10 protein-coding genes and 1 pseudogene are annotated in these 9,504 nt (G+C 69.9%); 6 read left to right on the top strand and 5 right to left on the bottom strand.

The features are described from left to right. The 6 genes and pseudogenes from VJ693_RS13480 to fahA all read left to right on the top strand — a co-directional run. A pseudogene (locus tag VJ693_RS13480) lies at nt 1-555 on the top strand (MBL fold metallo-hydrolase); the annotation flags it as partial. Between the two features lie 4 nt (nt 556-559). Next, entirely contained in the window at nt 560-2,200 is a 1,641-nt protein-coding gene (locus VJ693_RS13475; RefSeq protein ID WP_324154877.1) for an FAD-dependent oxidoreductase, read from the top strand. 13 nt (nt 2,201-2,213) lie between these two features. Further along, on the top strand, nt 2,214-2,408 hold the full coding sequence (locus VJ693_RS13470; RefSeq protein ID WP_324154875.1) for a DUF2783 domain-containing protein: 195 nt from the start codon (nt 2,214-2,216) through the stop codon (nt 2,406-2,408). A 24-nt stretch (nt 2,409-2,432) separates the two neighbouring features. Beyond that, complete coding sequence (locus tag VJ693_RS13465) at nt 2,433-3,398, top strand: tripartite tricarboxylate transporter substrate binding protein (RefSeq protein WP_324154873.1); 966 nt, start codon at nt 2,433-2,435, stop codon at nt 3,396-3,398. Between the two features lie 3 nt (nt 3,399-3,401). Then, nucleotides 3,402-4,691, top strand: a complete 1,290-nt coding sequence (gene hmgA / locus VJ693_RS13460; RefSeq protein WP_324154871.1) for a homogentisate 1,2-dioxygenase — start codon at nt 3,402-3,404, stop codon at nt 4,689-4,691. Further along, complete coding sequence (fahA, locus tag VJ693_RS13455) at nt 4,688-5,992, top strand: fumarylacetoacetase (RefSeq protein WP_324154869.1); 1,305 nt, start codon at nt 4,688-4,690, stop codon at nt 5,990-5,992. Before hmgA ends, fahA begins: the two co-directional genes overlap by 4 nt. Before the next feature lie 36 nt (nt 5,993-6,028). On the opposite strand, the gene VJ693_RS13450 is transcribed toward fahA, so the two are convergent. The 5 genes from VJ693_RS13450 to VJ693_RS13430 form a co-directional block, all read right to left on the bottom strand. Next, nucleotides 6,029-6,808, bottom strand: coding sequence for a class II aldolase/adducin family protein (locus VJ693_RS13450; protein WP_324154867.1), 780 nt, complete (start codon nt 6,806-6,808; stop codon nt 6,029-6,031). 40 nt (nt 6,809-6,848) lie between these two features. Continuing rightward, nucleotides 6,849-7,658 carry a 4-hydroxy-2-oxoheptanedioate aldolase gene (gene hpaI, locus VJ693_RS13445; protein WP_324154866.1) on the bottom strand — a complete coding sequence of 270 codons (810 nt, stop codon included), beginning with the start codon at nt 7,656-7,658 and terminating at the stop codon, nt 6,849-6,851. 10 nt (nt 7,659-7,668) lie between these two features. Beyond that, entirely contained in the window at nt 7,669-8,472 is an 804-nt protein-coding gene (gene hpaH, locus VJ693_RS13440; protein ID WP_324154864.1) for a 2-oxo-hept-4-ene-1,7-dioate hydratase, read from the bottom strand. A 2-nt stretch (nt 8,473-8,474) separates the two neighbouring features. Continuing rightward, nucleotides 8,475-8,882 carry a 5-carboxymethyl-2-hydroxymuconate isomerase gene (locus VJ693_RS13435; protein ID WP_324154862.1) on the bottom strand — a complete coding sequence of 136 codons (408 nt, stop codon included), beginning with the start codon at nt 8,880-8,882 and terminating at the stop codon, nt 8,475-8,477. A 9-nt stretch (nt 8,883-8,891) separates the two neighbouring features. Next, on the bottom strand, nt 8,892-9,504 hold a 613-nt coding region (locus tag VJ693_RS13430), incomplete at its 5' end, for a 3,4-dihydroxyphenylacetate 2,3-dioxygenase (protein ID WP_324154861.1).

Raw genomic sequence — 9,504 nt, 5'->3', positions numbered from 1 at the left:
GGGCTGACCTGGCCCACCATCACCTTCAGCGGCAAGATGACCCTGTGGCTGGGCAAGCTGGAAGTGCAGCTGCTGCAACTGGGCCGCGGCCACACCAAGGGCGACACCGTCGTCTGGCTGCCGCAGGAGCGCACGCTGCTGTCGGGCGACCTGGTCGAGTTCGACGCCACGCCCTACGCCGGCGACGCCTATTTCCAGGATTGGCCGAAGACGCTCGAGAACATCGCCGCGCTGAACCCGCTGGCGCTGGTGCCCGGCCGCGGCCCGGCGCTCAAGGGCGAGGCGCAGGTGCAGCAGGGGCTGGGCGCGACGCGCGCCTTCGTCAGCGACGTGTGGGCCAACGTCAAGGCCGGGGTCGCGGCAGGCAAGGACCTGAACGCCGTCTACAAGGCCACCTACGCCGCGCTCAAGCCCAAGTACGGCCACTGGGTGATCTTCGACCACTGCATGCCCTTCGACGTGACCCGCTGCTTCGACGAGGCCACGCAGTACCGCGACCCGCGCGTGTGGACCGCCGAGCGCGACCGCCAGATGTGGGAAACGCTCGAGGGTTGAGGCCATGGCGCTGACCTACGACAGCGATGGCGCCACCATCCAGCGCCACGAATTCGCCTACCGACGCAGTGCCGACCAGGATGCCGCCACGCCCGCCCGACACCCGGTGGTGGTGGTCGGCGCCGGCCCGGTCGGCCTGAGCCTGGCGATCGACCTCGCCCAGCGGCTCCAGGCCAGCGGCCAGCGCGTGCTGCTGCTCGACAACGACCACAAGCTGTCCACCGGCTCGCGCGCGATCTGCTTCGCCAAGCGCACGCTCGAGATCTGGGATCGGCTGGGCGTGGGCGACCCCATGTGTGCCAGGGGCGTGGAGTGGAACGTCGGCAAGGTCTACTTCGGCAACGAGCTGCTCTACCACTTCAACCTGCTGCCCGAGCCGGGCCACGAGCGCCCCGCGTTCATCAACCTGCAGCAGTACTACGCCGAGGCATACCTCGCCGTGCGCGCGGCCGGGTTGCCAAACCTCGAGATCCGCTGGCAGAACACGGTGGCCGCGTGCGAGCCGCAGGGTGACCGGGTGCTGCTCGGCATCGACACGCCCGACGGCCGCTACTCGATCGAGGCCGACTACGTGGCCGCCTGCGACGGCTCGCGCTCGCCGCTGCGCGCGATGCTGGGCCAGGAGAGCAAGGGCCGCGTCTTCCGCGACCGCTTCCTGATCGCCGACGTGCGCATGCAGGCTGACTTTCCGGCGGAACGCTGGTTCTGGTTCGACCCGCCCTTCCACCCGAACCAGAGCGTGCTGCTGCACCGCCAGCCCGATGGCGTGTGGCGCATCGATTTCCAGCTCGGCTGGGATGCCGACCCCGAGGCCGAGAAGCAGCCCGAGCGCATCAAGCCCCGGGTCGACGCGATGATGCGCGCCGCCCTCGGCCGCGAGGTGCCCTTCGAGCTGGAGTGGGCCAGCGTCTACACCTTCGCCTGCCTGCGCATGGAGCGCTTCGTGCACGGCCGCGTGATCTTCGCCGGCGATTCGGCCCATGGCGTGTCGCCCTTCGGCGCGCGGGGCGCCAACTCCGGCGTGCAGGACGCGGACAACCTGGCCTGGAAACTGGACCTCGTGCTGCGCGGCGTGGCGCCCCGGGCCTTGCTGGACACTTACGGCCCCGAGCGCGAGTACGCCGCCGACGAGAACATCCTGAACTCCACGCGCGCCACCGACTTCATCACGCCCAAGAGCCCGATCTCGCGCCTGTTCCGCGATGCTACGCTGGACCTGGCACGCAACCACCCCTTCGCGCGCCGCATCGTCAACAGCGGGCGGCTGTCGACCCCCGCCACGCTGCGCGAATCGCCGCTGAACACGCCCGATCGCGACAGCTTCGCTGGCGCGATGGTGCCCGGCTCGCCGGCGGTCGACGCGCCGCTGCCCGGCGGCTCGTGGCTGCTGCGCCAGCTCTCGGGCACCGGCTTCTTCGCGCTGGTCTTCGGTGGCGATGGCGCGGCGGTGAGCACCGGCGCCGAGGGCATCGTGCCGGTCCAACTGATCCACCTGCCGCCGGAAGGCCTGGCCGCCGAGCGCTACGACGCGAAGCCCGGCACGGTCGTGCTGCTGCGGCCCGACCAGCACGTCTGCGCCCGCTGGCGGGCCCCGAGCGCCGCCGACGTGGCCACCGCGCTGAAGCGCGCGCTGGCGCTGTCATGAAGGCTAGCCAACCATGAACCTCCAGACCGAACCGAACCTCGACGCACCGGACTCGTTCTACGAGGCGCTGATCGACACCCACCGCGACCTGAGCGAAGCGCAGAGCCACGCACTCAACGCCCGCCTGGTGCTGCTGCTGGCCAACCACATCGGCCGGCTGGATGTGCTGCAGCAAGCCCTGAAGGCCGCGCGCGACAGCGGCCGCTGACCCCACCCACACCCGGAGACTCCCATGACCGTTTCGAACGCGCGCCGCCGCGCGCTGGCTGCGCTCGCCCTGACGTTGCCCCTGGCTGCCTTCGCCGACGACAAACCCATCGAATGGGTGGTCGGTTATGCCGCCGGTGGCGGCAGCGATGTGGTCGCCCGCACGGTGGCCGAGCACATGAGCAAGACGCTGGGCCGCCCCATCGTCGTCAACAACAAGCCCGGCGCGGCGACCAACATCGCCGCCGAGTACGTCGCGAAGTCGAAAGACATCGGCAACGTGGTGCTCACCGCCGACTTCGCCACGCTGGCGGCGAACCCGTCGCTGTTCGCCAAGCTGCCCTACAGCCCCGACAAGGATTTCCTGCCGGTGGGGCTGCTGGCCCGCTTTCCGCTGATCCTGGTGGTCCCCGAGAAATCGCCGATCAAGAACTGGAAAGAGTTCGTCGCGTGGGCCAAGGCCGCGCCGGGCGGCGTGGACTACGCCTCGCCCGGGCTCGGCAGCCCGCATCACCTGGCGACCGAGCTGCTGCGCGAGCGCACGGGCCTGACGTTCACCCACGTGCCCTACCGCGGTGCCGCGCCGGCGGTGCAAGACCTGATCGGCGGCCAGGTCCCGTTCGGCCTGATCGACAGCGCCAGCGTGCAGCAGCACCTGACGAGCGGCAAGCTGCGTGCGATCGGAGTCGCGAGCGCCAGGCGCCTGGCCACCTTCCCCGAGGTGCCGACGCTGGCCGAGCAAGGCCTCACCGGGTTCGAAGCCTATGCCTGGCAGGGCCTGGTCGCGCCCGCCGGCACACCGGCGCCGCAGGTGGCGCAGCTGGCCAAGGCTCTGCAGGAAGCGCTCAACGCCACGACCGTGAAGGCGCGATTCCAGACCCTGTCGCTCGAAGCCCTGCCCGGCACGCCGCAGCAGATGGCCGCCTACGCGAAGACCGAGCGCGAGCGCTGGGGAAAACTCATCAAGGACAACGGCATCCACCTGGACTGACCCATGACTGATCGCCAGTACCTGTGCGGCTTCGGCAACCAGTTCGCGACCGAGGCGGTGCCCGGTGCGCTGCCGCAGGGCCGCAACAGCCCGCAACGCGCGCCGCTCGGCCTGTACGCCGAGCTGATCTCGGGCAGCGCCTTCACCGCGCCGCGCCACGCGAACCAGCGCAGCTGGGTCTACCGGCGCCAGCCCTCGGTGGTGAGCGGCGCCTACGCGCCCTACGATCAACCGCACTGGAAGAGCGGCGCCACCGAAGGCGAGACGGTGCCGCCGGATCCGCTGCGCTGGCACCCGGTGGGCGTGCCGGACACGCCGCTGGATTTCGTCGACGGCCTGCGCACCATCGTCGTCAACGGCGACCCGGATGCGCAGACCGGCATGGCCGCGCACCTGGTGCTGATGAACCGCTCGATGGACGGGCGCGCGCTCGTCAATGCCGACGGCGAGATGCTGGTCGTGCCGCAGCAGGGCGCGCTGACCATCGTCACCGAGCTGGGCATCCTCGACGCCAGGCCGGGCGAGGTCGTTCTGCTGCCGCGCGGCATCGCGTTCAGCGTGAAGGTGAGCGGCCCGTCGCGCGCCTACGTGTGCGAGAACCACGGCGCGCCCTTCCGCCTGCCCGAGCTGGGCCCCATCGGCAGCAACGGCCTGGCCAACGCACGCGACTTCCTCGCGCCGGTGGCCGCCTTCGACGACCGCCAGGACCAGACGTACGAAATCGTTCGCAAGTTCGGCGGGCGCCTGTGGCGCACCACCCAGCCGCGCACGCCGTTCGATGTCGTCGCATGGCACGGCAACCTCGCGCCCATGAAGTACGACACCGCGAACTTCATGGCCATCGGCTCGATCAGCTTCGACCACCCCGACCCGAGCATCTTCACCGTGCTGACCAGCCCGAGCGACACGCCGGGCACGGCCAACTGCGATTTCGTGATCTTCCCGCCGCGCTGGCTGGTGATGGAAGACACCTTCCGCCCGCCCTGGTACCACCGCAACCTGATGAGCGAATTCATGGGGCTGGTCCATGGCCGGTACGACGCCAAGCCCGAGGGTTTCAAGCCCGGCGGCATGAGCCTGCACAACTGCATGGTGCCGCACGGCCCCGACGCCGAGGCCTTCGACCAGGCCAGCCACGCCACGCTGGCACCGCACAAGCTGGACGACACGCTGGCCTTCATGTTCGAGAGCCGCTGGCGCTTCAAGCCCACGGCGTTCGCGCTGGGCTGCGGCGCGCTGGACGCGGACTACGCGCAATGCTGGGCCGCGCTGAAGGACGGGTTCCAACGATGAGCACGCTCGACGCAACCCACGACCCGGCGCTGCAAAGCTGGGTCGCTTCGGCCAACGCGGCCGACACCGACTTCCCGATCCAGAACCTGCCGTTCGGCCGCTTTCGCCGGCCGGGCCAGGCCTGGCGCATCGGCGTGGCGATCGGCGACCAGGTGCTGGACCTGGAACTCGCCGCCGAACACACCAAATGGCCGAGCGACGTGCAGGCGCTGCTGGCCTTGCTGGCCACCGGTGAGCTGAACGGCTTCATGGCGCGTGGTGCCGCGGCCCGGCGCACGCTGCGACGCGCGCTGTCGCAGGCGCTCGCGGCCGGTGGCCCCGAGGACGCGCTCGCGCCCTGCCTGGTGCCGCAGGCCGAGGTCGAGCTGGGCGTGCCCTGCCGCATCGGCGACTACACCGATTTCTACGTCGGCATCCACCACGCCACCGCGGTGGGCAAGCTGTTCCGGCCCGACAACCCGCTGCTGCCCAACTACAAGTGGGTGCCCATCGGCTACCACGGCCGCGCTTCGTCCATCGTCGCCAGCGGCACGCCCATCCGCCGCCCGCGCGGGCAGACGCAGGCGGCCGGCCAGGACGCGCCCGAGGTCGGCCCCACGCAGCGGCTGGATCTGGAGCTGGAGCTGGGCTTCTTCATCGGCGCCGGCAATGCGCTCGGCACCTCGATCCCCCTCGCCGAGGCTGAGGATCACCTGTTCGGGGTGTGCCTGTTCAACGACTGGTCGGCCCGCGACATCCAGGCCTGGGAGTACCAGCCGCTCGGCCCGTTCCTGGCCAAGAACTTCGCGAGCACGGTGTCGCCGTGGATCGTCACGATGGAGGCCCTGGCGCCCTTCCGCCGGCCCTTCACCCGGCCGGCAGGCGACCCGCAGCCGCTGCCCTATCTCGATGACGCCGGCCAGCGCGAACGCGGCGCGCTCGACGTGCAGCTCGAGGTGCGCCTGCAGACCGCCGCGATGCGCGAAGCCGGCATGCCCCCCGTGGCCATCTCGAACAGCAACGCCGCCCAGGCCGCCTACTGGACGGCCGCGCAGCTGGTGGCCCACCACACGGTCAATGGCTGCAACCTGCAACCGGGCGACCTGCTGGGCTCGGGTACCTTGAGCGGGCCCGAACGCGCGCAAGCCGGCTCGCTGCTGGAGCTGACTGCCGGCGGCAAGGAGCCCTTCACGCTGCCGAACGGCGAACGCCGCGCGTTCTTGCAGGACGGCGACACGCTCGTGCTGGCCGGGCACTGCGAACGCCCGGGTGCACGGCGCATCGGCTTCGGCCTGTGCGCGGGCACGGTGGTCCCGGCGTAGCCCTCCCCTGCGTCGAACCCGGCCTTCGCGAGCCAGCTAGCTCCGGTAGCTTGGGTCGATGCGATCGACCACGCGTTGCAGCGCGTCGAACGCATCCTGCCCCGCACCGTACCTCGGGTCGAAGTTGAGCGAGTCGCGCACACAGCCTTCCAGCACGTTCGGTGCAATCGCCCTGGGCCGGCCCATGGCGAGCGTTGCGAGCTGCACTTCACAGGCGCGGTTGAGCAGCCACATGAGACTCAGGCATTGGGGCAGCGTGTGGCCGATGGTGACCGGCCCATGGTTGCGCAGCAGCAGCACCGGCTTGTCGCCGGCGCTTGCGAGGATGCGGGCGCCTTCGTCCGCATGCACGGTGATGCCCTCGAACTCGTGGTACGCCACCTTGCCGAAGAGCTGGGCGGCATAGAAGTTCGTGTAGCTCAGGCCCTCCTCCAAACAGCACACCGCCATCGTCGGCGTGGTGTGGACGTGCATCACGCAATGCGCACCGGGCACCATCTCGTGGATCTTTCCGTGAAAGGTGAAACCGGCCGGGTTGATCGGCCAGTCGCTGTGGCCGATGACGCTGCCCTTCACGTCGACCTTGACCAGGTTCGAGGCCCGCACCTCGCTGTAGTGCAGGCCGAAGGGGTTGATCAGGAAATGCGGCTCGGGCCCCGGCACCCGCAGCGAGATGTGGTTGTAAATCAGCTCGCCCCAGCCGAGGTGATCGACGATGCGGTAGGCCGCTGCCAGCCGGACGCGGGCGTCCCACTCTTCGCGGCTGAAGCGCGACGGACGCGATACGGTGGCCGGCGTGGCGGGCGTGTCTGCCATGGACGATCTCCTTGAAGTTCCGGCTACGCAGGCCTGTCGATCACAAGCCGCCAAGGTGCATGGCTGCGGCGGGCCTGTCGTGGTCGGCCCGGTACGACGCCGCCAGATCGCGGCAGGCGCGGGTCAGCAGCGTCGTGTCGACACCGACGGCCACGAACAGCGCCCCGGCGTCCAGGTACATCCGCGCCAGGGCTGGGTCCGCTGCAAGCACGCCAGGGGCCTTGCCCGCAGCGCGGACGATGGCGATGCCGTCGAGGATGGCCCGTTGCACCTCGGGGTGCGCCGGCTGGCCGAGCAGGCCGAGCGAGGCCGACAGATCGGCGGGCCCGAAGAATATGCCGTCGACGCCCTCTGTCGACGCAATGGCCGCAAGGTTCTCCATGCCCTTTCGCGTCTCGACCTGCAGCAGCACGCACATCTCGTCGTCGGCGGCATTCAGATAGCCGTCGATCTGGTTCCAGCGCGACGAGCGCGCCAAGGCGGCGCCGACGCCCCGGATGCCGCGCGGCGGATAGCGCGTGGCTGCGACCAGCGACGCCGCCTGTTCGGCGGTCTCCACGACAGGAATCAACAGGCTTTGCGCCCCTACGTCGAGCAGCTGCTTGATCAGCGGCGAATCACCGATCACCGGCCGCACGACCGCGTGCGTGGGATACGCCGCCACCGCCTGCAGCTGGCCGAGCACCGTGCGCAGATCGTTGGGCGCATGTTCGCCATCGATCAGCAGCCAGTCGAATCCGGCACCAGCCATGGCTTCGATCGCATACGCATCGGCAAGCCCGACCCACAGGCCAATCTGAACACGGCCTTGTTGGAGCGCTCGCTTGAAGGCATTCATGGGCATCTGCATGGCGTGCTCCTCAGAAAAGGCGGAATGCGACGGACCCGAGCGGGCCGTAGTCGACGTGGAAGTTGTCGCCGGCCTTGGCCGCTGTCGGACGGGTGAAGGAGCCGGCGAGCACCACATCGCCCGGATTCAGCTGCTCGTCGTGCGGGGCGATCTTGTTGGCCAGCCAGGCGACGCCGTTCGCCGGGTGGTTCAGCACCCCGGCGGCGACGCCCGTCTCCTCGATCACGCCGTTCTTGTGCAGCAGTGCGCCGACCCAGCGCAGGTCCACGTCGAGCGGGCGCACGGGCCGGCCGCCGAGCACGACGCCGGCGTTGGCGGCGAAATCGCTGATGGTGTCGAAGACCTTGCGCGGCGCCTGCGTCTCGCGATCGAACTGCTCGATGCGCGCGTCGATGATCTCGAGCGCCGGTGTCACGTACTCGGCGGCCGTGAGCACATCGAACGGCGTCACGCCGGGGCCGCGCAGCGGCTTGCCGAGGATGAAAGCCAGCTCCACCTCCACCCGCGGCGCGATGAAACGATCGGCCGGGATGTCGCTGCCGTTGTCGAAGAACATGTCGTCCATCAGCGGCGCGAAGTCGGGCTCGGTGATCTGGCTGGCCTGCTGCATCGCGCGCGAGGTCAGGCCGATCTTGCGGCCCTTGATGCGGCGGCCATCGGCCAGCTCCAGCCTGACCCATTCACGCTGGATGGCGTAGCCGTCGTCCACCGTCATCTCAGGAAAGCGCTGCGAGAAGTGGCGCAGCTGCACGCGCTGCTTGCGCGCGTCGTACAGCTCGCGCGCCAGGGCCTGCAGGGTGTCGGTTGGCAGCATGATCAGGGGGCTTTCGAGAACAGCGGGTGCAGGTTGCCGAACTTGGCGTCGAAGACCTCGGGGCCTTCGTCGATCTGCAGCGTGAGGCCCACGTGGCGCCGGGCCAGCAGCGGCGCCAGCTGTGCCTTGGCCGCGGCGGCCAGCGCTTCACCGGCGCGCTGCTTTACCTCGGCGCTGCGGCCGCGGCCCATGCGCAGGTGAAAGTAGGCGAAGCCGAAGTCGCTGCTGCCGTCGGCCACGGCGCAGTGCGCCGCCGGATAGGCCAGCACCCGCACGCCGCCGGTTGGAAAGACCGGCTGGCCGGCCTCGTCCGTCACCGTGAGCATGGTGTCGGCCAAGGCGCGGCACAGCGCCGTCATGTCGGCGTCGGCCTCGAGGTCGGGGGTGTAGAGGATGACGAGGTGTGGCATGGCCCGCCCCTACAGCCGCGTGGCCACGGTGGTGTAGCCGTCGGCGGCCGAGGCCACGGCCTTCGGTATCGCGGCACCGGTCTGCGGCGTGACCGGGAACACCGCGTTGATCTGCCCGGTGCCCGAGGCGCCGAAGTACGGCGTCACCACCTCCGCCGGCGCGTCGTAATCGCTCCAGCCGAGCGCGCCCAACAGCATCGCGGTGTCGTGCATGAAACCCTCGCCGTGGCCCTTGGCGGCGTACTCGGGCAGCATGTCGCAGAAGTCGCCCCATTCGCCGCGCTGCCACATGCCCACCACCGCGTGGTCCAGGCGTTCGAGCAAGGGACTCCACATCCGGTCGCGGTACGCGTCGGCGGTGCCGTTCTGCGCGAAGCGGTGGCTCAGCGAGCCGCTCGCGAGGATCGCCACGCTGCCGTCGTAGCGGTCCTCGATCGCACGGCGGATCGCCCAGCCCAGGCGGGCGCTGTCGTTCAGGTAATGCACGGTGCACAGCGCCGAGACCGAGACGACCTTGAAGTGCCGGTCTTCGTTCATGTAGCGCATCGGCACCAGCGTGCCGTACTCGGGGCCCAGCGTGGTGCGGTGGTGGGCCAGCGTTTCCACGCCCATCTCGTTGCAG

It is taken from the genome of Ideonella sp., assembly GCF_035254525.1.
Lineage (GTDB): Bacteria > Pseudomonadota > Gammaproteobacteria > Burkholderiales > Burkholderiaceae_C > Ideonella.
This window is presented reverse-complemented; position numbering and strand designations above follow the sequence as displayed.